Annotated in this window: 23 protein-coding genes; 12 read left to right on the top strand and 11 right to left on the bottom strand. The window is 66.9% G+C overall.

What is annotated here, in order from left to right; genetic code table 11:
• Positions 1 to 3: 3 nt before the first annotated feature.
• Positions 4 to 1,305, top strand: coding sequence for an L-seryl-tRNA(Sec) selenium transferase (selA, locus tag EB75_RS23980; RefSeq protein WP_073697761.1), 1,302 nt, complete (start codon positions 4 to 6; stop codon positions 1,303 to 1,305).
• Positions 1,306 to 1,307: 2 nt separating this feature from the next.
• Positions 1,308 to 3,083, top strand: coding sequence for a selenocysteine-specific translation elongation factor (gene selB, locus EB75_RS23975; protein WP_073697760.1), 1,776 nt, complete (start codon positions 1,308 to 1,310; stop codon positions 3,081 to 3,083).
• A 3-nt stretch (positions 3,084 to 3,086) separates the two neighbouring features.
• Here the strand turns inward: selB and EB75_RS23970 are convergent, their stop codons facing one another.
• The 3 genes from EB75_RS23970 to EB75_RS23960 all read right to left on the bottom strand — a co-directional run bounded on the left by EB75_RS23970 (position 3,087) and on the right by EB75_RS23960 (position 7,018).
• Entirely contained in the window at positions 3,087 to 3,713 is a 627-nt protein-coding gene (locus tag EB75_RS23970) for a 1-acyl-sn-glycerol-3-phosphate acyltransferase (protein ID WP_286150309.1), read from the bottom strand.
• Positions 3,714 to 3,926: 213 nt separating this feature from the next.
• The gene (locus EB75_RS23965; protein ID WP_073697759.1) at positions 3,927 to 5,558 is read right to left on the bottom strand and encodes a UbiD family decarboxylase; all 1,632 of its coding nucleotides are present in this window, start codon (positions 5,556 to 5,558) and stop codon (positions 3,927 to 3,929) included.
• Positions 5,559 to 5,566: 8 nt separating this feature from the next.
• Complete coding sequence (locus EB75_RS23960; RefSeq protein ID WP_073697758.1) at positions 5,567 to 7,018, bottom strand: UbiD family decarboxylase; 1,452 nt, start codon at positions 7,016 to 7,018, stop codon at positions 5,567 to 5,569.
• Between the two features lie 99 nt (positions 7,019 to 7,117).
• Here EB75_RS23960 and EB75_RS23955 point away from each other — a divergent pair, with 99 nt between their 5' ends.
• Together EB75_RS23955 and EB75_RS23950 are read left to right on the top strand one after the other, a co-directional pair.
• A complete protein-coding gene (locus tag EB75_RS23955) occupies positions 7,118 to 7,612 on the top strand; it encodes a TIGR02444 family protein (RefSeq protein ID WP_168176114.1) in 495 nt (164 codons plus the stop codon).
• The gene (locus EB75_RS23950; RefSeq protein ID WP_073697756.1) at positions 7,612 to 8,184 is read left to right on the top strand and encodes a UbiX family flavin prenyltransferase; all 573 of its coding nucleotides are present in this window, start codon (positions 7,612 to 7,614) and stop codon (positions 8,182 to 8,184) included. Before EB75_RS23955 ends, EB75_RS23950 begins: the two co-directional genes overlap by 1 nt.
• Before the next feature lie 268 nt (positions 8,185 to 8,452).
• Here the strand turns inward: EB75_RS23950 and ipdC are convergent, their stop codons facing one another.
• From ipdC to echA20, 4 genes are read right to left on the bottom strand one after another with little or no spacing between them, the layout of a single operon-like run.
• On the bottom strand, positions 8,453 to 9,523 hold the full coding sequence (ipdC, locus tag EB75_RS23945; RefSeq protein WP_073697755.1) for a (3aS,4S,5R,7aS)-5-hydroxy-7a-methyl-1-oxo-octahydro-1H-indene-4-carboxyl-CoA dehydrogenase: 1,071 nt from the start codon (positions 9,521 to 9,523) through the stop codon (positions 8,453 to 8,455).
• A complete protein-coding gene (gene ipdB, locus EB75_RS23940) occupies positions 9,523 to 10,281 on the bottom strand; it encodes a cholesterol ring-cleaving hydrolase subunit IpdB (protein ID WP_073697754.1) in 759 nt (252 codons plus the stop codon). Before ipdB ends, ipdC begins: the two co-directional genes overlap by 1 nt.
• Entirely contained in the window at positions 10,278 to 11,168 is an 891-nt protein-coding gene (ipdA, locus tag EB75_RS23935; protein WP_073697753.1) for a cholesterol ring-cleaving hydrolase subunit IpdA, read from the bottom strand. The genes ipdB and ipdA overlap by 4 nt, the downstream gene beginning before the upstream one ends.
• 1 nt (position 11,169) lies before the next feature.
• Complete coding sequence (gene echA20 / locus EB75_RS23930; protein WP_064859676.1) at positions 11,170 to 11,925, bottom strand: (7aS)-7a-methyl-1,5-dioxo-2,3,5,6,7,7a-hexahydro-1H-indene-carboxyl-CoA hydrolase; 756 nt, start codon at positions 11,923 to 11,925, stop codon at positions 11,170 to 11,172.
• A gap of 57 nt (positions 11,926 to 11,982) precedes the next feature.
• Between echA20 and EB75_RS23925 the strand changes: the two genes are divergently transcribed.
• Together EB75_RS23925 and EB75_RS23920 are read left to right on the top strand one after the other, a co-directional pair.
• Positions 11,983 to 12,747 (top strand): SDR family oxidoreductase, encoded by a 765-nt coding sequence (locus tag EB75_RS23925; protein ID WP_073697752.1) that lies wholly within the window; start codon positions 11,983 to 11,985, stop codon positions 12,745 to 12,747.
• A gap of 10 nt (positions 12,748 to 12,757) precedes the next feature.
• On the top strand, positions 12,758 to 13,663 hold the full coding sequence (locus tag EB75_RS23920) for an SDR family oxidoreductase (protein ID WP_073697751.1): 906 nt from the start codon (positions 12,758 to 12,760) through the stop codon (positions 13,661 to 13,663).
• 64 nt (positions 13,664 to 13,727) lie between these two features.
• On the opposite strand, the gene EB75_RS23915 is transcribed toward EB75_RS23920, so the two are convergent.
• From EB75_RS23915 to EB75_RS23900, 4 genes are all read right to left on the bottom strand, one after another.
• Complete coding sequence (locus EB75_RS23915; RefSeq protein ID WP_073697750.1) at positions 13,728 to 14,645, bottom strand: LLM class F420-dependent oxidoreductase; 918 nt, start codon at positions 14,643 to 14,645, stop codon at positions 13,728 to 13,730.
• A gap of 96 nt (positions 14,646 to 14,741) precedes the next feature.
• Positions 14,742 to 16,067, bottom strand: a complete 1,326-nt coding sequence (locus EB75_RS23910) for a histidine phosphatase family protein (protein ID WP_168176113.1) — start codon at positions 16,065 to 16,067, stop codon at positions 14,742 to 14,744.
• 175 nt (positions 16,068 to 16,242) lie between these two features.
• On the bottom strand, positions 16,243 to 16,728 hold the full coding sequence (locus tag EB75_RS23905) for a nitroreductase family deazaflavin-dependent oxidoreductase (RefSeq protein ID WP_073697748.1): 486 nt from the start codon (positions 16,726 to 16,728) through the stop codon (positions 16,243 to 16,245).
• An 8-nt stretch (positions 16,729 to 16,736) separates the two neighbouring features.
• On the bottom strand, positions 16,737 to 17,888 hold the full coding sequence (locus tag EB75_RS23900; protein WP_073697747.1) for a steroid 3-ketoacyl-CoA thiolase: 1,152 nt from the start codon (positions 17,886 to 17,888) through the stop codon (positions 16,737 to 16,739).
• Between the two features lie 157 nt (positions 17,889 to 18,045).
• Here EB75_RS23900 and EB75_RS23895 point away from each other — a divergent pair, with 157 nt between their 5' ends.
• Genes EB75_RS23895 through ltp2 form a run of 6 tightly spaced genes read left to right on the top strand, consistent with a single transcriptional unit; the run spans position 18,046 to position 24,097 of the window.
• Complete coding sequence (locus EB75_RS23895) at positions 18,046 to 19,293, top strand: cytochrome P450 (RefSeq protein ID WP_073697746.1); 1,248 nt, start codon at positions 18,046 to 18,048, stop codon at positions 19,291 to 19,293.
• Between the two features lie 49 nt (positions 19,294 to 19,342).
• A complete protein-coding gene (locus EB75_RS23890; RefSeq protein ID WP_073697745.1) occupies positions 19,343 to 20,374 on the top strand; it encodes an acyl-CoA dehydrogenase family protein in 1,032 nt (343 codons plus the stop codon).
• Positions 20,375 to 20,376: 2 nt separating this feature from the next.
• Positions 20,377 to 21,540, top strand: coding sequence for an acyl-CoA dehydrogenase FadE29 (gene fadE29, locus EB75_RS23885; RefSeq protein ID WP_073697744.1), 1,164 nt, complete (start codon positions 20,377 to 20,379; stop codon positions 21,538 to 21,540).
• Between the two features lie 12 nt (positions 21,541 to 21,552).
• Positions 21,553 to 22,536 carry a bifunctional MaoC family dehydratase N-terminal/OB-fold nucleic acid binding domain-containing protein gene (locus EB75_RS23880; RefSeq protein WP_073697743.1) on the top strand — a complete coding sequence of 328 codons (984 nt, stop codon included), beginning with the start codon at positions 21,553 to 21,555 and terminating at the stop codon, positions 22,534 to 22,536.
• Positions 22,518 to 22,940 (top strand): MaoC family dehydratase, encoded by a 423-nt coding sequence (locus EB75_RS23875; protein ID WP_073697742.1) that lies wholly within the window; start codon positions 22,518 to 22,520, stop codon positions 22,938 to 22,940. Before EB75_RS23880 ends, EB75_RS23875 begins: the two co-directional genes overlap by 19 nt.
• A gap of 2 nt (positions 22,941 to 22,942) precedes the next feature.
• Complete coding sequence (ltp2, locus tag EB75_RS23870) at positions 22,943 to 24,097, top strand: 17-hydroxy-3-oxo-4-pregnene-20-carboxyl-CoA lyase (protein ID WP_174557716.1); 1,155 nt, start codon at positions 22,943 to 22,945, stop codon at positions 24,095 to 24,097.
• The last annotated feature ends 3 nt before the right edge of the window (positions 24,098 to 24,100 follow it).

The raw sequence follows: 24,100 nt of genomic DNA, 5'->3' as shown, positions 1-24,100 counted from the left end.
CACGTGAGCGAGCTGGACCCGCGTCGGCTCATTCCGCGTACCGATCAACTGCTTGCGCTCCCGGAGGTCCGCGACGCGCGAAACCGATTGGGCGACAGTGCCGTCCGGGCGGTCGTGACGCAGACGCAGGAACGGGCCCGGCGCGGTGAGTTGCCGCCTGACGAGGTTGTGAAAGTGGTGGTTGCCGCGCTGGCCGGGCGGGCGCCGGTGTCGCTGCGACCGGTGCTCAACGCCACGGGCGTCGTGGTGCACACCAATCTGGGCCGGGCGCCGCTGTCGGCTGCGGCAGTCGACGCCCTGGTCGCGGCCAGTGGGTACGTCGACGTCGAGATGGACCTGAGCACCGGCACCCGATCGAAGCGCGGTGTCGCGGCCCGGGCAGCACTGCTGGCGGCGTGCCCCGCGGCCGAGGACGCGCTCGTCGTTAACAACGGCGCCGCCGCGCTGGTCTTGGCGACCACGGCGCTGGCGGCGGGGCGTGACGTGGTGGTCAGTCGCGGCGAGCTCATCGAGATCGGCGCCGGTTTCCGGTTGCCCGACCTGATCGCGTCGACGGGAGCTCGGCTGCGCGAGGTGGGCACCACCAACCGCACCCACCTGCGGGACTACGCCGACGCCCTCGGGCCGGACACCGGCTGCGTTCTCAAGGTGCACCCGAGCAACTTCCGGGTGACGGGGTTCACCTCGGGGGTCTCGTTCGGTGAGCTTCGGAACATGTTGCAGGACAGGGGCGTACCTCTTGTCGTCGATCTGGGTAGCGGGCTGTTGGCGCCCGACCCGTTGCTACCCGACGAACCCGATGCCGCGACCGCCCTGGCCGCCGGCGCCGATGTCATCACGGGTAGCGGCGACAAACTGCTCGGCGGTCCGCAGGCCGGCATCGTGCTGGGGCGCGCCGACGTGGTCACCCGCATGGCTCGTCATCCGCTCGCGCGGGCCGTGCGCGCTGACAAGCTGACGCTCGCCGCGCTGGAGGCCACGCTGTGTGTCGGTCCGGTGCCGGTGATGCAGGCGCTGCACGCCGACGCGGACCGGCTGCGGGTCAGGGCTGACCGGATCGCTGATGCCGTCGGCGCGGACGTGGTGCCGCACGACGGGCGCGTCGGCGGCGGCGGCGCCCCCGGCGTACCGCTGCCCGGGTGGGCGGTCCGGTTGCCGGAGACGGTGGCGGCGGCGCTGCGGACGGGTGACCCCGCCGTGGTCGCCCGGGTGCACGACGGCGCGTGCCTGGTCGACTTGCGCTGTATTCCGGAGGACGACGACGCGCGCGTCCTCGCCGCCGTTCAGGCCGCACTGGGTGGCTGACGGTGACGTATGTCGTAGCAACAGCCGGTCACGTCGACCACGGCAAGAGCACCTTGGTACGTGCGCTCACCGGTATGGAACCGGACCGGTGGGCTGAGGAGCGCCGTCGCGGGCTGACCATCGACCTCGGCTTCGCGTGGACCACATTGCCGTCGGGCCGGGACGTGGCATTCGTCGACGTGCCCGGCCACGAACGATTCTTGGGCAACATGCTGGCCGGCCTCGGGCCTGCGCCGGTGGTGTGCTTCGTGGTCGCCGCCGACGAGGGGTGGCAGGCGCAGTCGAGCGATCACCGAGATGCATTGGCCGCGCTGGGGATTCAGCACGGACTGATCGTCGTCAGCCGCGCCGACCGGGCGCCGGACCGGGTGGACGCGACGCTCGCGCAGGCCCGCGAAGAACTCGCCGACACCGGGCTGCGCGACGCACCGGCCGTCGTGGTCTCGGCCATCAAGGGCACCGGTCTGCCGGAACTGCGCGTGGCCCTGGACGACGTGCTGGCTGCGGTGCCGGCGCCGTCGGCCACTGCGCGCGTGCGGTTGTGGGTCGACCGGTCGTTCACCATCACCGGCGCCGGGACCGTGGTGACCGGAACCCTGGCCGCCGGCACCGTGGCCGATGGCGACCGGCTGGCCTTGAACGGCCGTGACGTGGTGATCCGCGGGCTGCAATCGCGCGGCGAGTCCTCCGCCACGCTCGGGCCGGTGACCCGGGCCGCATTGAACCTGCGCGGCGTGTCCGCGGAACAGGTCCACCGCGGCGACGTGCTGCTGACGCCCGGAGCCTGGGAGACGACCCGCACGCTGGATGTCCGGCGCGTGAGCGGGGCGGCGTTCACCGACGTTCCCGAACAGCTCACCGCGCACGTGGGAACAGCGACGGTGGAGGCCAGGCTACGGCCGTTCGACGATGATCATGCCCGGCTGGTGCTGGACCGGGAGTTGCCGCTGGTGCTCGCCGATCGGCTCGTATTGCGACAGCCGGGTGGCCGCGTGCTGGGCGGCGCGCAGGTGCTGGACGCCGACCCGCCGCCGCTACGCCGTCGCGGCGACAGTGCCCGCCGTAATGCGGTGCTGGCCGCCATGGACACCCGCGGCGACGTGCTCGGTGAGGTGACCCGCCGCGGCATCGTGACGGTAGATCACCTGCGCCGGTTGGGATTTGACACGTCCGACCCGCCGGCCGGCGTTCACGTGAGCCACGGCTGGTGGATACTTGCCGCGACCTACGAGGCGTGGCAGCAGCGGCTGCGCACCGCGGTTCAGGACCTGCATGACCGGGATCCCCTGGCGGCAGGACTGTCCCGCGGCGCCGTCAGCGACTTCCTGGCCTTGCCTGATGCGGCACTGCTCGACGACATCAGCCGTGCGGCAGGCATAGAGCAGGCCGGGGGTCTTTTTCGGCTGCCAGGACGTTCGACCGATCTCGGCCCGGCCGAGGCGGCGCTCACCGAGCTCACAAAACGGCTGCAGGACAATCCCTTTCATGCACCGGAAGCCGATGACCTGACGGCCTTGCGGCTCGGTACGCGCGAGCTCGCGGCCGCCGAACGGGTCGGTCGCTTGCTCCGACTCGGCGACGGCGTCGTCCTGCTGCCCACCGCGCCCGCCCTGGCGATGCGCGAATTGGCCCGGCTGGCACAGCCTTTCACCACCAGTGCGGCGCGGCAAGCGCTCGGGACCAGCCGCCGCGTGGCGATCCCGCTGCTGGAACACCTGGATTCCCGTGGCTGGACCCATCGCGTCGACGCCGGCCATCGCGAGGTCGTCCGCCGCTGAGACCTACCCGAAGACGGGGAAGCTGCGGCGCTTGGCCAGCCGGTCCATGCCGGACTGGATGGCGAACTGCACCTCGTCGTACACCTTGTCGACGTAGGCGGCGTCGTTCGCGCGCTCGGGGTCGGTGTCGACGTAGATGGGGTCGAGCAGTTCGGTGCGAATCTTCGCGGGCAGCGGCAGGTGCATGGGCAGCACCTCGACGGCCAGCGGGAACGGGAAGCCGGCGATGATCGGCATGTTGGCGCCGCGCAACCGCTTGCCCAGGCCGCTCCACTTGGCCAGGAACTTGCCTTCGTTCAGCACGAAGACGGTGTCGTGGCCACCGATCGTCGCGACCGGCACGATCGGCACACCGGACCGGATCGCCTGTTTCACAAAGCCTTTGCGCCCGGCGAGGATCGCCTTGTCGCGGTCGCGCCAGTTGCGCATCGCGTCCAGTTCGCCGCCCGGCCACACCACGACGTCGCGGCCGGCGGCCAGCGCATTGGTGACTCCGTCGCGTGACGCGGGGATGACGCCGACGGCGCGGAAGTAGTCACCGAGACCGGGGGCACCCATCAGCACGTCGTGCGCGGTGCCGTGCAGGATGCGCTGTCCGTCGAAGTAGGCCGCACCACCGATGACAGTCATTCGACGGGTTGCCTCTCTGGTGCGGATTGTCGAGCCTGTTATAGCAGGTAGGAACCTTGCCGCTGGGGTCGATGGCTACGTTACGGAGGCCTGGGGACGGACGCGACATCCCCGGCAGCCGAAGATCCGACGCAATTACGCGGATATGTTGTCGCGAGAAGCCAACGTCAGTCCCCTGGTTTGACAGGTCGGAGGAACGTTGCTGCGGAGAGGCTAGGGCCGGTGCCGTGGGTCGTAGTTGTGCGTCAGTGTCTCGGGTTCAGCGACCGCGAAGTCCCCGTCGGAGAACGTGTACCGGTACCAGGGGGCGTCGTCGCAGCGGCCCAACTGGGGACGCAGATTGCTGAATGCCCGGTAGATGGTGGGGTAGGGCTGGCCGTTGAAATGCTCCAGGATTTCCTTCCACGCCCGCGGTTTCTCCCGGATGAGGTCGGCCATCGCGGCAGTCAGGTCGTCCTCTGGCAGCGTCACGACGTCGGCCGGCGGGTCGGGCAGCACGAATACCGAACTGCGGTCGAAGCTGGTGCGCGTGAACTGCGGTCCCATCGGGATGGTGCAGTCTAAGCCGATCTTCGACGCGGTGCCGGGTGCGACGTCGGACCCGATCATCGGGTCGACGGTCATGGTGTTGCCGCCCGGTAGCAGCACCGTGTCGAGGTGTGGCATGTAGCGGAACGCCATGGCGAGCTGTACGGCGTTGTCGTCCCAGATGTCGATGTCCTCGTCGAACACCATCGCGATCTTCGGCAGCGCCAGCTTGGAACAGGTCAGCATGATGCCGAGGGCCTGCTTGGCATCACCGCCGCCGTTGGGCTTGATCTTGGCGTAGGCGATGTTCGAGAGCCCACCGAGCGGGCAGCGGACCTCTTTGACGTCGATACCCGCGAACTTCAAGGCGCCGAAGATATCTGCCTCCACCGCCGGCAGCTGCAGCATGTTGTCGGTGTACCAGGGATGCGCGCCGCCGATGGTGGCGTGCTGGAAGATGCCGCCCTTGCGGTACGTCATGGCCTTCACCACGGCGCGGTAATTGTGTTTGATGCCACCGCCGTACATGCCGCTGAACTCGCCGTAGGGGCCCTCGTCGTGCGTCAGTCCTTCCGAGGCCATGAGCTCGCACTCCAGCACGATCTCGGCATTCGCGGGTACCAGGACGTCGATGGTCTCGCACTTCACCAGCCGGGCCGGGTGGCCGTAGAAGCTGCCCAGCACCTCGAAGTCGTCGGTGTCGGCGGGCACGCCCGTCAGCGACGCCACCTTGTCGAGGATGGGCCCACCGAGCACGATTGCGACCTCGAGGTTCTGCCCTTTCTCCTGTGCGGCAATGGCATTGATGCGTGCCCGGTGCGAGGTGCACGTCATGTCGAACATCTTCTCGGTCTTGGACCGGAACATGCTGCGGTAGATGCCCCAGTCGTGGATGCCGGTGTCCGGGTGCCGGCTGACCACCAGATTGTCGTTGGTGTACGCGTGCCCGTCGCGGTCGTGGTGCAGGAAGAGCGGCAGCCGCGTGAGGTCGACGTCATCCCCGGTCAGGATGACTTCCTTGCACGGTGCGGTGTCGACGATCTCCGGTTTGATGCGGCCTTTGGCGAGCTCGCTCATCATGAAGCCGCTCTGGCTCTTGTCACAGCCCAGGCCCCACGCGTACTGATCCTGGTTGGAATAGGCGTTGGCGAGGAACTGGAATTCGCAGTCCTTGACGTTCTCGACCAGCACGGCCGTCAGCGGGTTGGCCTCCATCACCGCGGGGAGTTCGTCGACGCGCTTCTCCTCGGTGACGCGAACCAGCAGGCCCGCCTTCTCCATGTCCTCGACGAACTCGGTCAGGGTCTGCTGGGGCATCTCACATCCTATTCAGAAGTGGTTGCGGGATGGGTCTTTTCGTCGAGTTCCGGGAAGTCGTATTCGCGCCACCCGGGCACGTCGGCGACCTCGACGACGCGGCCGCCGTGTTCCTCCAGTGCCGGCCCGCACACGTCGCCGACCTTCTTGACGATGGTGCCGTAGGGATACGTCGCATCCATACCGATGGCGGAACCGGTGCGCTGATCCTGGGGCAGTGATTCGTCGGCCGTCGGGTCCAGCGGGCCGCCGGGCAGGCTGTCGATGATGATGACGTCGCGCGCCGGCTGTGTGCGAAATGCCATGGCCCACTCGACCTGTTCGGAGTCGTAGACGTCGATGTCGGGGTCCACCACGACGACCTGCTTCGGCCGCAGGTTGCTGCCCATCGCGGCCAGGATGAGGCTGCGGGCCTCGCCGGCGTAGCGCTGGCGCATGGAGATGACCACACGGAAGTAGACGCCGCCCGAGGCGGGGATCGACACCTTCTCGATGGTGGGGAACTGCTGGCGCATCATGTCGAAGAACGATGCCTCGAACGAAAGCTGCTTGAGGATATGGTTTTCCGTGGTCGGTCGGCCGGTCAGCAGGGCCTGGAAGTACGCGCCGTTGCGATGCGTGATGGCCGTCGGCCGCACCAGAGGTTTCTGCGACGCCGGTGTGTAATAGCCGGTGTATTCACCGAGCGGTCCTTCGGTGACGGTCTCGGTGAAGTCGACCTCGAATTCGATGACGACCTCGGCATGTGCCGGCACCGATACGTCGTTGGTGCGGCATTTCACCAACTCCACTGCCGCGCCGCGCATTCCGCCGACGACCTCCCAGTCGTTGGTGTCCTCGGGCACCTGGATGGGTCCGGAGTAGGCGATCATCGGGTCGACCCCGATCACCAGCGACGCGCGGAAAGTCTTGTGCCCCATGGCCCGGGCCTTGGCCTGGTTCTTGGCGAAGCGGTGATTCGGGATCGCCATGAGCGTCATGGTCTTGCTGTCGATGATCTCGCAGCGGTAGTGCCCGATGTCCGGCACACCGGTCTCCGGATCGTGGCTGACGACGATGCCCGGCGTGATGTACGGGCCGCCGTCATCCGGGCTGTACTTCGGCACCGGCAGGATCGACAAGTCGATGTCGTCGCCGAGGATCACGTTCTCGTGCACCGGACCGTCGTCGACGTACTTCGGGGGAATGCGGGTCTTCAGCCGATTCACGATGTCGCCGAAGGCGTTCTCCTCGGTGCAGCCGTACGCCAGCAGCGCCTTGGCGCGTGAGTTGTAGATGCCACCGACCAGCGGGAACTGAGTGCCGTTGTTGTTGAACACGATTGCCGGGCCGCCGGTCGCTGCGCTCTTGCGCATGGCCTTGGCGACTTCCAGCTCCAGGGCCACCGGCCGGTCGACTTCGATGAGTTGCCCTTGTGCGCGCAGTGCCGTGAGAAAGGAGCGGAAATCGTCGAAGGGCATCGTTCAGTGCCATCCTTACTGTGGTCCTGCTCGGCTGCGGCAAATATCTGTCTACTACGACTAGCCAGGTCGGGCACCCGAACACCACAATTGGTCACCGTGCAGTTACCAGATTTTGCTCTGCGGGTGCATCGCCAAGACGGCGTCGAGCAGGCCTGCGTGCTGCTGCAGGACCGCTTCGGTCTTGATGTGAACGTGCTGCTGTTCGCGGCTCGGGTGGGCGTGGCCGGTCAGCTGACGACGGAGACGCTTGCGGCCGCGAGTGAGCGGGTGGCGCAGTGGCACGCAGAGGTCGTCCGCCCGCTGCGCGCTGTGCGACGGCGGCTCAAGTCAGGCCCGGCGCCCGCGCCCAGCCCGGCCACCACCGAGCTGCGGGAGCAGCTCAAGGACTTGGAGATCCGCTCCGAGCTGATCGAACTGTCCGAGTTGGATGCGCTGGTGCCCGATGTGGAGCCGGCTGGTGGTGACGCTGTGGTGCGGGTCGTCGAGGCACTGACGTTGGTGGTGCGGGCGCAGTCGGACCGGCCATTGACCAGCGACGAGGACGCTGCGGTGGCTACCATCGCGGCAGCGGCTGCAGGAGTAGGGGACTGATGAAGCGACTGATCGTGGCGATCTCCGGTGCGTCGGGCGCCATCTACGGCATCCGCGCGCTGGAGTTGTTGCGCGACGTCGCCGACGTGGAGACGCACGCCATCGTCACCACCGCGGCGCACCGCACCATCGCGCAAGAGACCAAGTACACGCACGAGTACGTCCGCGATCTCGCCGACGAGGTGCACAACCCGCGGGACATCGCCGCGACGGTGTCGTCGGGTTCGTTCGTCACGGCCGGCATGCTGGTGGCGCCCTGCTCGATCAAGACCCTCAGCGGAATTGCGCAGTCCTACAACGACTCTCTGGTGGTGCGGGCCGCCGATGTCTGCCTCAAGGAGCGGCGCCGCGTCGTGTTGCTGCTGCGCGAGACACCGCTGCACGCCGGGCACATCGAGTTGATGGCGCAGGCGACCCGCAACGGCGCCATCATCATGCCGCCCGTGCCGGCGTTCTACACCGTCCCGGAGACCCTCGACGACATCGTCAATCAGACCGTCGGCCGCGCCCTCGACCTGTTCGACATCGCGCTGCCGGACGTCAAGCGCTGGCATGGCATGACGGTTGAGTAGTCCCGCGAGCTGGAGGCCCGGCCTCGCGTTGATCGTGCGTCCAGGTTCGCCGCTACTCGTATTTCTTCTGCTTCAGCGCACAGTCAACGCCCACAAGGCATTTGCTTGCCAATTGCCCAGCAGGCGGAGACTCGCGACTGTGCCGCCGGAGCGTCTCAACCGTGGATGTGACGATCTGTACGCACCCTCGACTCGAAGCTCCCCGTGAGACGCAAAACTGCCCCTTCTCCAGAGAGAAGGGACAGTTTCACGTCTGCTCGCGCAGGAACTAGACGATGTAGCTCGTCGCAGCCTGCAGGTGCTCGATGGCCTCGGCGGCAATGCGCGGTATGAGTTCGGAGCAGGCTGGCAAATCCGCCACGATGCCGGCCACCTGGCCCGACGCCAGCACACCCGCCTCGGTGTTGCCTTCCACCAGACCGGCTTTCAGCAGCATCGGGGTGTTGGCCGCCATGACGACCTGCGACCAGGTCAGATCCTTGCCGTGGCGCATGGCCAGGCCGTCCTTGACCATCGACCGCCAGGTCATGCCCGACATCTTCTTGAACTTCTGTGCGTTGCCCACCGCGGCGACGAAACCGCGTACCGGAGAACCGCTTTCGAGCCTCTCGACCAGCCCGGTGCGCAGCACGCGGTGCGGCATGCCGTCGACGCGGGTCGACACCACGGTGCCGTCCAATGCGGCTTCCAGGTAGCGCTGCTTGACGGCATCGGGCACCGTCGAGTCCGAGGTCAGCAGGAACCGCGTGCCCATCGCGACGCCGGCCGCACCGTAGGACAGGGCGGCCGCCAGGCCACGGCCGTCGAAGAAACCACCCGCGGCGATCACCGGCATACCGGTGTCCTTCACGGCGTCGAGCACCGACGGCAGCAGCAGCGTGGTGGCGATCGGGCCGGTGTGGCCGCCGCCCTCGCCGCCCTGCACGATCACCGCGTCGGCGCCCCAGCTCGCCACTTTCTTGGCGTGCTTGGCCAGGCCGACCGACGGGATCACCACGACGCCGGCATCTTTGAGCTTGGCGATCAGCTCGGGCTTGGGGGCCAGGGCGAAGGAGGCGACTTTGACTCCTTCGCGGATCAGGAGGTCGCAGCGGGCGTCCGCATCGCCGGCGTCGGCACGCATGTTGATGCCGAACGGCTTATCGGTGGCCGCCTTGACCTTGGTGACGGCGGTCTGCAGCTCGTCCAGCGTCATCGTCGCCGACGCCAGGATGCCGAGACCGCCGGCGTTGGAGGTGGCCGCGACCAGTCGCGCGCCGGCCACCCAGCCCATGCCGGTCTGCACGACCGGGTACTCGATGCCGACCAGTTCGGTCAGCGGCGTCTTGAGGGTAGTCATTACGCCTTGACTGCTTTCACTTCTTTGTCCCGCAACGACTTCGGGTCGATGACCTCACGCAGCAGCTGCAGTTCCTCGGCGGTCGGCAGGCGGGTCTCGCCGGCGGCGTCCAGACCGTGCACCTCGAACGAGGTGTTGTCGGCGACCTCGTCGGCCGTCACACCCGGGTGCAGCGACACCGCGCGCATCTGGTGCTCGGGGCCGTTGAAGTCGAACACACCCAGGTTGGAGACCACCTGGTACACGTTCAGGAAGCGGTACGCCGGGTTGGCCGGATCGACCTTGTCCCAACCGATTCCGGAGACGATGTCGACCGACTCGGCGAACACGCGCTTGGTGTGGTTGCCCACGAAGTAGCTGGTGGCGTGGTTGATGCTGTTGCCGGGCGCGCCGCGGACACCGAACATCTGGCGCGTCGGCTGCTGGATGGGGCCGAAAGCCGACAGGTTCTGGTTGCCGTAGCGGTCGATCTGGTTGGCGCCCATGACCACATGACGACGGCCCCAGGCCAGCGTCTCGAAGACGCGGTTGAACGGCATCCAGCCCTCGACGGCGAACGGGGCGCCGATCGCCGGGGTGTCGGCCAGCATGCGGGCCTCGCCGTCGGTGATCACGATGTCGGGGGAGAAGGTCAGCCGGGCCAGACGGGCACCGATCTGCACGACGGTCGTCATGGGGCTGGCCATGATTTCCCCTGCGTCACGGAACAATTCGGCGCAGGCGACGGCACAGACCTCGGCGCGGGTTGCGTCACTCACTTGGCGGCCTCCTTCTGGGCCTCGGCGAACTTACGGACCGCGGCCTGGTAGTCGGCCTCGGTTCCGGACAGATAGGTCTTGACGAACTCGGCCCAGGTCTCGTCCGAGCCGGCGGCTTCGGCGTAGTGGCGCTGGAACTTCTCGTCGCGCCGGTAGTCGGGCTCGTTGGTGGTGAAGTGGGCGCCGTTCGGGGCCTCGACCACGGTGTCGACCATCATGCGGTTGATGATCTGCTGCTGCGGCACAACCGACTTCACCAGTTCCTCGGTGGAGACGATCTTCTCGACCGACAGGTGGCGGCGCTCGGCCGACATCAGGAACAGGTCGTCGAAGTAGGGGTCGATGCCGGTGTAGGCGGCGTTGCCCTTCACGTCGCCCAGGTTCATGTGCACGAACGCGGCGTCGAGGTTCAGCGCCGGCATGGCGATGAGTTCCTCGTGCGCACCGTCGGTCTCGTACGGCGAGGTGACGGTCTTGAGTTCGTCACCCCAGAAGGTGCGGACGTCGCTGCCCAGGCCGGCACGGATCGGCAGGAACGGAAGGCGTTGTGCGGCAGCCTGCAGGCCGCAGCGCAGCATGCCCTCGTCCATCTCGCGGGCCTCGATGGCGCCTTCGGTGCGGCGCCGCGCGAACCACGGGTCGTAGAACGGCGGCGAGTCCAGCGACACGAAACCGTAGTAGGCGCGCTTGACCTTGCCTGCGGCACAGAGCAATCCGAGATCTGGACCGCCGTAGGTGACGACGGTCAGGTCGGTCACGTCGGTGCGCAGCAGCGCGCGCACGAACGCCATCGGCTTGCGGCGCGAACCCCACCCACCGATGCCGATGGTCATGCCGCTTTCGATCTCGGCTACTGCCGCATCGAGAGTTGTTGTCTTGTCTGCCATATTATTTCGACCCCTTGTTGGTCCCCGCGAACTCGTCGCGGTGTTCGTCGGACACGCCGGACAGATTCAGTTCGAAGGTGAAGCCCTGCTCCATGCGGTAGCGCGCGTTGACGGGCTGCACGTCGATGAAGTTCAGCGCCTCCTTGGCGGCGCGGATGACGCGGGTGTCCTTGCTCGCGATGTCGCGGGCGACGCGCAGCGCGGCCTCGTCGAGCTCTTCGCGCGGGACGACCTCGTGCACCGAACCGAAGTGCTGCAGCGTCGTCGCGGGCACTGTGGCGGCGGTGAAGAACAGCCGGCGCATCATGTGCTGCGGGACCAGGCGCGACAGGTGGGTGGCCGCGCCGAGGGCGCCGCGCTCGACCTCAGGCAGACCGAACTTCGCATCGTCGGAGGCGACGATGACGTCGGCGTTGCCGACCAGGCCGATGCCGCCGCCGACGCAGAAGCCGTTGACGGCCGCGATGACCGGGACCTGGCATTCGTACACCGCGCGGAACGCCTCGTAGCAACCGCGGTTGGCGTCGATCAGGGCGCCGAAGCCCTCGGTGTTCTGCATTTCCTTGATGTCGACGCCGGCGTTGAAGCCACGTCCCTCGGCCCGCAGGATCACCACGTGGGTGCTCTTGTCGCGCCCGGCGGCGGTGATCTGGTCAGCCAGTTCGAACCAACCGGCCGACGGGATGGCATTGACCGGCGGGTAGTTCACGGTGACCGAGACGATGCCCGGTTCGACTGTCTTGGTGGTGATGGTCATCAGTCACTTCCTGGGGGACGGGTACCTAAGCAAGCACTTGCTTGGTACGCTAGCACAGTGACTGCTGGAATCAATCTGCAATTGGCCGGGCGCGTGGTGCTGGTCACCGGCGGTGTGCGCGGCGTCGGCGCCGGCATCAGCGCGGTGTTCGCCGAGCAGGGCGCCACCGTGATCACCTGCGCGCGGCGCGAGGTCGAGGGGTTGCCCTACGAGTTCCACGCCTGCGACGTCCGCGACGACGCCGCGGTCAAGGCGATGATCGACGCCATCGTGGCCAAGCACGGCCGGTTGGACATCGTGGTCAACAACGCCGGTGGCTCGCCGTTCGCGCTGGCCTCGGATGCGTCGGCCAAGTTCAGCACCAAGATCATCGAGCTCAACCTGATTGCGCCGCTGCTGGTTTCGACGCACGCCAACGCGGTGATGCAGCAGCAGGACACCGGCGGCGTGATCGTCAACATCTCCAGCGTCAGCGCGCACCGGCCGTCCCCGGGCACCGGTGCCTACGGCGCCGCCAAGGCCGGCATCGACAGCCTGACCACGACGCTCGCCGTCGAATGGTCGCCCAAGGTCCGGGTGAACTCCGTGATCGTCGGCATGGTCGAGACCGAGCAGTCCGAACTGTTCTACGGCGACGCCGAGTCGGTCGCTGCCGTGGCTGCCACGGTGCCGCTGGGGCGGCTGGCCAAGCCGGCCGACATCGGCTGGGCCGCAGCATTTTTGGCCTCCGAGGCCGCGTCGTACGTCAGCGGTGCGTCCCTCGAAGTGCATGGCGGCGGGGAGCCGCCGCAGTACCTGGAAGCGTCAAGCGCCAACAAATAAGGAGAGATCAATGGGATTGCTCGACGGCCGCGTGGTCATCGTGACGGGTGCCGGTGGCGGCATCGGGCGTGAGCATGCGCTCGCGTTCGCCGCGGAAGGTGCCCGCGTCGTGGTCAACGACATCGGCGTCGGCCTGGATGGTTCGCCCGCCGGCGGCGGCAGCGCCGCACAGAACGTGGTCGACGAGATCGTCGCGGCCGGCGGCGAGGCCGTCGCCAACGGCTCGAACGTCGCCGACTGGAACCAGGCCGCGGCGCTGATCCAGCAGGCCATTGATACATATGGCGACCTACACGTTCTGGTGAACAACGCCGGCATCGTCCGTGACCGCATGTTCGCCAACGCCACGGAAGAGGAATTCGACGCCGTCACCGCGGTGCACCTCAAGGGCCACTTCGCCACCATGAAGCATGCCGCCGCGTACTGGCGGGCGAAGGCCAAGGCCGGCGAGACCGTGGACGCGCGCATCATCAACACCAGCTCAGGCGCCGGCCTGCAGGGCAGCGTCGGCCAGGCCACCTACAGCGCCTCCAAGGCCGGCATCGCCGCGCTGACGCTGGTCGCCGCCACCGAGATGGGCCGCTACGGCGTCACCGCCAACGCCATCGCGCCGTCGGCTCGTACCCGCATGACCGAGACCGTCTTCGCGGATGCGATGAACACCCAGGACCAGGCGTTCGACTCCATGGCCCCCGAGAACATCTCCCCGCTGGTGGTGTGGCTGGGCAGCGTCGAGTCGCGCGACGTCACGGGCAAGGTGTTCGAGCTCGAGGGCGGCAAGATTCGTGTTGCCGAGGGTTGGGCGCACGGCCCCGAGATCGACAAGGGTGCCAAGTGGGATCCGGCCGAGCTGGGCCCCGTCGTGACCGACTTGCTGGCCAAGGCACGTCCCGCGGTGCCGGTCTACGGCTCGTAGTCGCCACGATCGCAAAAGCGTCCCCGCAACGAACGATGTTGCGGGGACGCTTTTTTGGTCTGCCTCACAGCGCGGCGGCGACATCCCAGATCGGTTCGAGCGCCGCGATGCCCGTGCGGACCAGGGGACTGAGCACGACATCGGTTGCGCCAGCATCGAGGTAGCGGCGCAGTTGTGCGGACACCTGAGCGGCGGTGCCGACCGCCGCGAGATCGATGACGGAGTCGACGCCTTCGCGTTCGATCACTTTCGCGTACGACGGGATGGTTGCGTAGAACTCGAGGGCCTCCGCGGCGGCGGTCCGGCCTTCGTCGACGTCGTCGGTCACCAGGACGGGTACCGCGGCAATCACTTTGGGTGCGGGCCTGCCGGCTGCGATGGCTGCTTCGGAGATGGTCGGCACGATGAATTCCTCGATGGTGCGCGGCCCGGCCAGATAGGGCAGGGTGCCGTCCGCCAATTCGCCCGTCACACGTAATGCCTTGGGGCCCATGGCCGCCACGTATACCGGGAGCGGAGTGCCGCCGGCGACAGTCACCGGAAACTCCGGGGCCGCGGTGAACTCTTCGCCGTGGAAGTCGACGGTGCCGGTGTCCAGGATCGACCGGAGCACCTGCAGGTGTTCGCGCAGCCGGCCGATGGTGTTCGGCCACGCGGTACCGAAAGCCACCTGCTCGGGAGCATGCGCGCCCAGCCCGAGGCCGAGGCTGAAGTTCCCGCCGGTGGCCGCTTGGGCGGTCAGCGCCTGCGAGGCGAGGGTGAGCGGGTGGCGCGGGTTGACCGGTACGACAAAGGTGCCGACGCCAAGGCCCGGCACCGCGGCACCGACGTATCCGGCGAGCGAGATCGCGTCGTGGTCGAACTGCTGGGCTATCCACACCTGGCCGACGCCGGCGTTGTAGGCGCGGCGGGCCTGGTCGATCGCGGCAGCGACATGATTGGCGGAAGTACGGTCGGGGTCCAGCACAACTCCGGTCGGCATGACAACGACAACGACCGGCGCGGGGCCACTAATCCCGCCTGGAGACAAAAGCTCCCCCAGAACGAAACCCGTTCTGGGGGAGCTTTTCTGGTGTAGCTACTTGGCGGCGTCAGCCTTGGCGGCCTTGTCCTTCTTCTGCTTCTTCGGCTTCTGGACCTTCTTCGGCTTGTCCTTCTTGACCTTGGTGCCGGTTGCGTCGTCACCCTTGTCGCCGGTGTTCGACTGCGGGGTGTCCTCGGCCTTGGTGTCGTCGGCCTTGGTGTCGACCTTGGTCTCCTCGACAGCCTTGACGGTGTTGTCCTTGGTACCGGTGACGGCGGTCTTGAGAGCGGACACCTGCTTGGTGAGCGTCGGCGTCACTGCCGGCTTGTCGGTGGTGTCGGTGTCCTTGGCCTCGACGGCGGCCGTGGTGGTCGGCGCGGGAGCCGGCGGCGGAGCGGCCTTGAACACGGTGCCGGTCTGGATGGACTTGACGATGCTCTTGGTGACAGCGACCGGGTAGTTGGCGACGGCCTTGACGGTGTCGAACACGCCGTCGCGGATGGCGCCGGCGATGGTCGCGATGTTGCGGGTGCCGAACGCCTGGATGACGTCGTACACGGCCATCTGGGGCACGGTCACCATCTTGCGGGTGTCGACGAACAGCTTGGTGAACAGCGCCGGATTCTGCGAGACGGCGGTGCCGTTCCAGTTGACCAGCGTCCAGCCGTCGGTGGGGTTGCCGTTGACGGTGACCACGGAGGTGTTGTCCAGCGGCTTTGTGAAGAACAGGCCGAAGTCGGGGTTGTCGACGTTCATCAGCGTCCAGGCCATGATCGCGAGACCGTGGGAGTAGACGACGGGGTTCTGGTCGCCCGAGTTGTAGACGTCCTCGACGGCGCCGTTGTAGCGGCTCTGGAAGTTGGCGCCGGTCAGGTCGGGGGAGCCCGGGATGGGCACGAAGTACATGCCGGCCGCCCAGGCCAGCGGGGTGAACGCGTACAGGATGCGCTGCAGGCCCGAGTTTTGCGGGGCACCTTCGTAGATGCCGGCCTGGACCTCGTGCAGGCCGTCGAGTTCAGTGCCGGTCATGCCCGTCAGGCCCTCGAACGGGGCCGCGGTCTGCTTGGTGCGGACCATGTTGGAGTAGTAGATGCCGTCGTAGGCGATGCCGTCGCTGTTGAGTTGCTGGGCGCGGTCCGCTGCCTGCTGGACGCCGGTCGGGGTCAGGTTCGGGCCGGGAATCGTGGTGTCGAGGCAGCACGAGACGTTGCCTTCCGACTCCCCGTGCCGGACGAACGTGATGGTGATGTTCTCCGCGGCCCAGGCTGAGAAGGCCGAGGTCAGGAACATGAAGGCGGCGCTGACCACGACGGTCAGGGCCTGTAGTGCCCGTTTGAGTGTTCGTCTCCGAGGAGTCCCCCGACGGAAGGTTGATGACATAGACGGCTCCATAGTGTTGCCCTGGATGTGTGCAGGGCCACACTATGTACAGATCTATCAATCTGTCTAGTCTGCGCCGTCAATTAATTGAAGAATTTGCTGACGCACCAATCCGGCCGCAAAAAACTCCCCTGGGACGACGTGCGTGCCAGGGGAGTCTTTTTGCGATCTGTGCTCAGGCCGGGTCGAGGAAGACGATCGGAATCTTCCGGTCCGTGTACGAGCGGTAGTCGACGAAGTCGGGGTACATGGCGTCGAGCTTCGGCCAGTACTCGTCGCGCTCGGCGTCGGTGGCCTCACGGGCTGTCAGCTGCAGCGTCTCGCCGCGAACCTGGAACTTCACCTTCGGGTTGGCGACCAGGTTCAGGTACCACATCGGGTTGGTGCTGCGTCCGCCCTGCGAGGCGACGACGACGATCCGGTCGCCTTCGCGCAGGTACAGCAGCGGGCTGTCGCGGGGCTCGCCCGACTTGCGCCCGGTGGTGGTCAGGATGCCGACGGGCGGCAGGGTGGCGACCGGCTTGGAGCCGAGCCGCCACTTGCCGCCCAGGCGGCCGTCGGTGGCGCGGAACGCCCAGGTGTTGATCTTGGACATCCACTTGAAGCCGACGAGCATCGGCTTCGAGTTCAGGACCTTGATCTGCTTGTCGTTCAGGGCCATCCCGGGGCCTAGATCCGCTCGATGATGGTGCCCGTCGACAGCGCGCCGCCGGCGCACATCGTGATGAGCGCCGTCGACTTGCCGGTGCGCTCCAGCTCGTGCAGCGCGGTGGTGATCAGCCGCGAGCCGGTGGAACCGACCGGGTGGCCCAGCGCGATGGCGCCGCCGTTGACGTTGACCTTGTCCATGTCGGCCTTGTGCACCTGCGCCCACGACAGCACGACGGACGCGAACGCCTCGTTGATCTCGACCAGGTCGATGTCGGCCATCGACATGCGCGCCTTCTCGAGCACCTTGGCGGTGGACTGCACCGGGCCGTCCAGGTGGTAGTAGGTCTCGGCGCCGACGTTGGCCTGCGCGATGATCCGGGCGCGGGGCGTGTAGCCGAGTGCCTTGGCCTTGTCCTCGTCCATCCACAGCACCGCGGCGGCGCCGTCGGAAATCTGCGACGAAGTACCGGCGGTGTGGATGCCACCCTCGATGACCGGCTTCAGCGCGGCCAGGCCCTCCAGAGTGGTGTCGCGCAGACCCTGGTCGCGGGTGACCCAGTTGAGCTCGGCGGTCGGCTGCTTGTTCTCGTCGATGACCGGCGCCTCGATGGGCGAGATCTCGCGGTCGAAGCGGCCCTCGGCCCAGGCCTGCTTGGCCTTGGCCTGCGAGGCGAAGCCCAGTGCGTCGATGTCGGCGCGCGTGATGCCCCGGCGATTGGCGATGCGCTCGGCGGCCTCGAACTGGTTGGGCAGGTCGATGTCCCACGACGCGGCACGGGCGCCACCGCCGTTGGCGCCCAGCGGCACCCGGCTCATGGCTTCGATACCGCAGGCGATGCCGATGTCGATGGCGCCGGTGGCGATCAGACCGGCGATCAGGTGATTGGCCTGCTGGGCGCTGCCGCACTGGCAGTCGATGGTGGTGGCACCGACATGCTCGGGCAGTCCGGCGACCAGCCAGGACTGCCGGGTGATGTTGTTGCCCTGCTCGCCGTACTGCGTGACGCAGCCGCCGATGAGCTGCTCGACCTCTCCGGCGTCGAGGCCCGCCTTCTCGACGAGAGCCTTCTGTGTGGCCCCCAGAAGTTCGGTCGCGTGCAGGCCGGACAGCCAGCCGCCCCGCTTGCCGATCGGACTACGAGTGGCTTCAACGATGACAGGATTACCCATGGCCTCAGGCTAGAACACGTTTCATTACTCTGACAAGCAATGATCCATAGGTGCCTTTTATCTGCGGTGAAGGCATGTTTCAATGGTCGCAACGCCGAACTAGAAGGATTTGTCTCGGAACCTCGTTCTGAGGCGTTGGATTCCCCAAGGAGACACCATGCCCTGCCCGATCCCGTCCGATCTCGACTTGCTCGACGCGAACCTGAACCTCCAGCGGCTGCCTGTCGAGGAGCTCGCCGAGCTCCGTAAGTCCGAGCCGGTGCACTGGGTTGACGTGCCCGGCGGCACCGGTGGCTTCGGTGACAAGGGCTACTGGATCGTCACCCGCTACGATGACGTCAAAGAGGTCTCGAAGCGCAACGATATCTTCGGCAGCGCGCCCGACGGTGCCATTCCGGTGTGGCCGCAGGCCATGACCCGCGACGCCGTCGACGTGCAGCGCGCCGTGCTGCTGAACATGGATGCCCCGCAGCACACCCGACTGCGCAAGATCATCTCCCGTGGCTTCACCCCGCGTGCCATCGGCCGGCTGCAGGCCGAGCTGAACGAGCGGGCCCAGAAGATCGCCGAGGCCGCCGCCGCGTCGGGTACCGGTGACTTCGTCGAGCAGGTGTCCTGTGAGCTGCCGCTGCAGGCCATCGCCGGGCTCCTCGGTGTGCCGCAGGAAGACCGCGACAAGCTGTTCAACTGGTCCAACGAGATGACCGCCGGCGAGGACCCGGAGTACGCGCACATCGACCCGGCCGCGTCGTCGTTCGAGCTCATCACCTACGCCATGAACATGGCCGCAGAGCGGGCCAAGAACCCGACCGACGACATCGTCACCCAGCTGGTGCAGGCCGACTTCGACGGCGAGAAGCTCTCGGACGACGAGTTCGGCTTCTTCGTGGTGATGCTCGCGGTGGCCGGTAACGAGACCACCCGTAACTCGATCACCCACGGCATGATCGCCTTCTCCCAGAACCCCGAGCAGTGGGAGCTGTACAAGAAGGAGCGCCCGGAGTCGGCCGCCGATGAGATCGTCCGTTGGGCCACACCGGTTACCGCGTTCCAGCGGACCGCCCTGGAGGACACCGAGCTCGGCGGCGTGAAGATCAAGAAGGGCGAGCGGGTCGTCATGTCGTACCGCTCAGCGAACTTCGATGAGGAAGTTTTCGAAAACCCGCATACCTTCGACATCATGCGCACACCGAACCAGCACGTCGGCTTCGGCGGCACGGGCGCGCACTACTGCATCGGCGCCAACCTGGCGCGCATGACCATCAACCTGATGTTCAACGCCATCGCCGACCACATGCCGGACCTGGCCTCGATCGGCGAGCCCGAGCGGCTGATGTCGGGCTGGCTCAACGGCATCAAGCACTGGCAGGTTGACTACTCGGGCAAGTGCCCCGTCCAGCACTAGAAGGCGACTGAGCGCAGTAGCCCGGTAACACGAATCAAGGAGGATTCGGGTGGATTTCACACCGAGCCCCGAGCAGCAGGCTGTCGCCGATGTGGTGACATCCGTGCTGGAACGGGAAAACACTTGGGACGCACTGGTTTCCGGTGGCGTCGTGGCACTCGCGGTGCCGGACCGCTTGGGCGGTGACGGGCTGGGGCTGCCGGAGGCGGCCACCGCACTGACCGAGATCGGTCGGCGCGGCACCACCGGACCGGCGCTGGCCACCATCGGGCTCGCCCTGGTGCCGCTGGTCGACCTGGCCACCGAAGCGCAGCAGGACCGGTACCTGGCGGGCGTCGCCGAGGGGACCGTGCTCTCCGCTGCCCTGAACGAGGCCGGCAACCAGCTGCCCGAGAAGCCGTCGACCAGCTACGCCGGCGGCAAGCTCAACGGCACCAAAATCGGTGTGCCCTATGCCGAGACGGCGCAGTGGCTGCTGGTCACCACCGACAGTGGTGTGGTCGTCGTGTCACCGAAGGCTGCCGGTGTGACCGTCGTCAAGACGCCGACCGCCAATGGGTCCGACGAGTACGTCGTCACATTCGCCGACGTCGCGGTGGCCGATGAGGACGTGCTGGCCGGTGCCACGGTGGCCCGGGCCAACGAGCTGGCGCTGGCCATGATCGGCGCGTTCGGTGCCGGCCTGGTGGCCGGTGCACTGCGGCTGACCGCCGACTACACCGCGACCCGCGAGCAGTTCGGCCGGCCGCTGTCCACCTTCCAGACCGTGGCGGCACAGCTGTCCGAGGTCTACATCGCTTCGCGGACAATCGATCTCGTCTCCACCTCGGTGGTGTGGCGGTTGTCCGAGGGCCTCGACGCCGCCGAGGATCTGGCGATCCTGGGCTACTGGCTGACCTCGCAGGCCCCGCCTGCCATGCGGCTGTGCCATCACCTGCACGGCGGCATGGGCATGGACATCACCTACCCGATGGACCGCTACTACTCCTCGATCAAGGACCTGAACCGCCTGCTCGGGGGTCCGTCGCACCGTCTCGACTTGGTGGGTGCCGGACTGGGCGAGCGAAGCGACGGGAGCTAAATATGTTTATCGACCTGACCGCGGAACAGCGCAAGCTGCAATCCGAACTGCGCGAGTACTTTTCGACGCTGATCACGCCCGAAGAGGCGGCGGCGATGGAGACCGACCGGCACAACGAGGCCTACCGCGCCGTCATCAAGCGCATGGGCAGCGACGGCAAGCTCGGTGTGGGCTGGCCCAAGGAGTACGGCGGCCTGGGCTTCGGGCCCATCGAGCAGCAGATCTTCATCAACGAGGCCAACCGCGCCGACATCCCGCTGCCGATGGTCACGCTGCAGACCGTGGGACCCACCCTGCAGCTGCTCGGCACCGAGGAACAGAAGAAGAAGTTCCTGCCCGGAATCCTTTCCGGTGAAGTGCATTTCGCGATCGGCTACTCCGAGCCCGAGGCCGGCACCGACCTGGCGTCGCTGCGCACCACCGCCGTGCGGCACGGCGACGAGTACATCGTCAACGGCCAGAAGATGTGGACCACCGGTGCCCACGACGCCGACTACGTGTGGCTGGCCTGCCGCACCGACCCGACCGCGGCCAAGCACAAGGGCATCTCGATCCTGATCGTCGACACCAAGGATCCGGGCTACTCCTGGACTCCGATCATCCTGTCCGACGGTGCCCACCACACCAACACGACGTACTACAACGACGTGCGGGTGCCCGCCGACATGCTGGTCGGTGAGGAGAACGGTGGCTGGAAGCTGATCACCACACAGCTCAACCACGAGCGCGTCGGTCTGGGCCCGGCCGGTCGCGTGGCCGGCATCTACGAGCAGGTCCACGGCTGGGCTTCCCAGCCCGGCTCCGATGGTGTTGTCCCGCTGGACGATCCGGAGGCCAAGCGGCTCCTGGGTCAGATCAAGACGATCATGCGTCTCAACGAACTGCTCAACTGGCAGGTTGCCTCCTCCGGTGAGAACATCGCCGTCGCCGACGCGGCAGCGACGAAAGTCTTTTCCACCGAGCGCATCCAGGAAGTCAGCCGGCTGGCCGAAGAGCTCGTCGGGCGCTTCGGCAACCCCGCCGACAAGCACACCGCCGACGTTCTGCAGTGGCTCGACACCATGGCCAAGCGCAACTTGGTCATCACCTTCGGTGGCGGGGTCAACGAGGTCATGCGCGAGATGATCGCGGCATCGGGCCTCAAGGTACCGCGGGTTTCGCGGTAAGGGAGAGAATCGATGACTGATCTTCAGGCCGGTATCGACGAGATCGTCGCATCCGGGCGCAGCAAGCCGACCCTGAGCCGGGATCCGGTGAACCAGCCCATGATTCATCACTGGACCGACGCCATCGGCGACAAGAACCCGATCTACGTCGACGAGGAAGCCGCGAAGGCCGCCGGGCACCCCGGTATCGTGGCGCCGCCGGCCATGATCCAGGTCTGGACCATGATGGGCCTGGGCCGCAGCCGGTCCGACGACGATCCGCTGGCCCGCATCATGAAGTTGTTCGACGAGGCCGGGTACGTCGGCGTCGTCGCCACCAACTGCGACCAGACCTACCACCGCTACCTGCAGCCGGGCGAGCGCGTCAGCATCAGCGCCGAGGTCACCGACGTGGTCGGCCCGAAGCAGACCGCGCTGGGTGAGGGCTATTTCGTCAACCAGAAGATCCGTTGGCATGTCGGCGACGAGGAAGTCGCCGACATGGACTGGCGGATCATGAAGTTCCTGCCCGCCAATAAGCAGGGCAAGGAGGCCGAGGAGAAGGATGTAACCGGTTCCGCTCTATCGGATCTGGACCCGGACAAGCTGATGCGCCCGGCGTCGTCGCGCGACACGCAGTTCTTCTGGGACGGTGTCAACGCCCACGAACTGCGGATCCAGAAGCGGCCCGACGGTTCGCTGCAGCACCCGCCGGTGCCGGCCATCTGGCAGGACCACAGAGAGCCTGTGGCTCCGTCCGATTATCTTGTTTCCTCGGGCCGCGGCACGGTGTTCAGCTACGTCGTGCATCACGCACCGAAGGTGCCCGGCCGCAGCCTGCCGTTCATCATCGCGCTCGTCGAACTCGAAGAGGGTGTGCGCATGCTCGGTGAGCTGCGCGGCGTCGAGCACGACGACGTGAAGATCGGAATGCCGGTCAGCGCAACGTTTCTCGACTTCCCGGACAGCGACGTCAGTCCGGCCTGGAGCCTGTACGCATGGGAGGCAGCGAAGTGACCGCCACCGTCAGTGCCACCGTGGGCACCAAGCTGCCAGAACTGTCGATCTACGGCGACCCGACGTTCATCGTCTCGACCGCCATCGCCACCCGGGACTACCAGGATGTGCACCATGACCGGGACAAGGCACAGGCCAAGGGTTCCAAGGACATCTTCGTCAACATCCTGACCGACACCGGTCTGGTGGGGCGGTACGTCACCGACTGGGCCGGTCCGAACGCCATCGTCAAGTCCATCAAGCTACGCCTCGGCGTGCCGTGGTACGCCTACGACACCATCACCTTCCGTGGTGAGGTGACCGCTGTCGAAGGTGATCTGGTGACGCTGAAAGTGGTGGGCAGCAACAGCCTTGGCGACCACGTCATCGCCACCTCGACGCTCACGATGGGAGCTGTGCAGTGAGCATCTCCGGCAAGGCCGTCATCGCCGGCATCGGCGCCACCGACTTCTCCAAGAACTCGGGCCGCAGTGAACTGCGGCTGGCCGCCGAGGCGGTCACCGACGCCCTGAACGACGCGGGCCTGTCGCCCAGGGACGTCGATGGTCTGGTGACGTTCACCATGGACTCCAACCTGGAGACCGCGGTGGCCCGCTCCACCGGTATCGGTGAGCTGAAGTTCTTCAGCCAGATCGGCTACGGCGGCGGCGCGGCCGCGGCAACGGTGCAGCAGGCTGTGCTGGCGGTGGCGTCCGGCATCGCGGAAGTCGTTGTGGCATACCGGGCGTTCAACGAGCGCTCGGAGCACCGCTTCGGTCAGGTGATGACGGGGCTGACCGTCAACGCTGATTCGCGCGGTGTCGAGTACAGCTGGTCCTACCCGCACGGGCTGAGCACCCCGGCTGCCTCGGTGGCCATGGTCGCACAGCGTTACATGCACGAATACGGCGCCACCAGTGCCGATTTCGGTGTGGTGTCGGTGGCTGACCGCAAGCACGCGGCGACCAACCCGAAGGCGCACTTCTACGGCAAGCCCATCACCATCGAGGACCACCAGAACTCGCGCTTCATCGCCGAGCCCCTGCGCCTGCTGGACTGCTGTCAGGAAACCGACGGCGGGGTGGCGATTGTCGTGACCACGCCCGAGCGCGCCAAGGACCTCAAGCAGCGTCCGGTTGTCGTCGAGGCGGCGGCGCAGGCTGCGGGTGAGGACCAGTTCACCATGTACTCGTACTACCGCGACGAGCTCGGCCTGCCCGAGATGGGTCTGGTGGGCAAGCAGCTCTGGGGCCAGAGTGGCTTGACGCCCAATGACATTCAGACCGCGATCCTGTACGACCACTTCACCCCGTACACGCTGATCCAGCTCGAAGAGCTCGGTTTCTGCGGCAAGGGCGAGGCCAAGGACTTCATCGCGAACGGTGCGATCGAGCTGGGCGGCAAGCTGCCGATCAACACGCACGGCGGCCAGCTCGGTGAGGCCTACATCCACGGGATGAACGGCATCGCCGAGGGCGTCCGCCAGCTGCGCGGGACGTCCGTCAACCAGGTGCCGGACGTCGAGCACGTGCTCGTCACCGCCGGCACCGGCGTTCCGACCTCGGGCCTGATCCTGGGCTGACTT

Origin of the sequence: Mycobacterium sp. ST-F2 (genome assembly GCF_001905655.1) — a bacterium.
Lineage (GTDB): Bacteria > Actinomycetota > Actinomycetes > Mycobacteriales > Mycobacteriaceae > Mycobacterium.
Note: the sequence above shows the minus strand (reverse complement) of the source record. Positions and strands in the feature narration are given on the sequence as shown.